1 protein-coding gene is annotated in these 918 nt (G+C 61.4%); it reads left to right on the top strand.

Features of this window, described 5'->3' with window-relative positions; all coding sequences use genetic code 11:
* Positions 1 to 80 precede the first annotated feature (80 nt).
* Positions 81 to 779 carry a 16S rRNA (guanine(527)-N(7))-methyltransferase RsmG gene (locus tag V6C16_RS14290; protein WP_333543563.1) on the top strand — a complete coding sequence of 233 codons (699 nt, stop codon included), beginning with the start codon at positions 81 to 83 and terminating at the stop codon, positions 777 to 779.
* Positions 780 to 918: the final 139 nt, after the last annotated feature.

A 918-nucleotide genomic window follows, 5' to 3' on the forward strand; every position in this document is an offset into this window, starting at 1 on the left:
TGGCGGAAGCGGCGCAGGCGGCCTTTGTCCGCCGCCGCGCGGCAGTTTTAACGCACAATGTCAAGGAACCTTGCAAGAACATGCAGCAGCACGTGGTGGACAGAAAGGAACTGGCCCGGCTTGTGGCGTCCACGGGCGCGGATGTGCCTCAGGAAGCCCTGGAGCCTCTGGGGATATATCTTGAGATGCTCTGCCAATGGAACAAGGCCATGAATCTTGTGGGGCCGCACTCCTGGCAGAACATGCTTACCCGCCTGGTGGCGGACAGCTTTCATCTTGCTCCCTTTCTTTCCGGCCTGCCCATGCCCGCCTCGCCCCTGACGTGGGATCTTGGCGCGGGGGCCGGTCTGCCGGGCATTCCCCTGCGCATGTTGTGGGCTGACGGTTCCTATTATATGGTCGAAGTACGGGAAAAGCGCGCGCTTTTTCTTTCCAGCGTGCTTTCGCGCACGCAGCTGCCTTGCACGCATGTGTTCCGCGGGCCTGTGGAACATTTTTTTCAGGGGCAGTACTATCAGGCGGACTGCATTGTCAGCCGGGCCTTTATGCCCTGGCGGCAACTGCTTGACCTGACCCTGCCCCGTTTGCGGAGCGAAGGGCATCTGGTGGTTCTGGCGCTGGAACCCGCGCCGGAAAAACTGCCTGCCCCCTGGCGGGTGGCCGCGCAACACAGCTATGTAGCTGCGGGCAGCGGACGCTGGTTCTGGGCGCTCAGCCCGGATTTGCCAAAAAACGACCTCAAAAACTTCAGTGCCGGACATCATGACGACGGAGCATAATATGCCCCATCAGAGCCTGGAAAACAGCTCTTCGGAACAGGCGGCGAATCATTCCGCCTGCAATGCCGGCAGCGGCCACGGTGATGACGCTTCCCACGGTGTCGGGCATTCCTGCGCAGCCACCACGGCCCACAGCATG

This window comes from Desulfovibrio sp. 1188_IL3213, from assembly GCF_036763145.1.
GTDB lineage: Bacteria > Desulfobacterota > Desulfovibrionia > Desulfovibrionales > Desulfovibrionaceae > Desulfovibrio.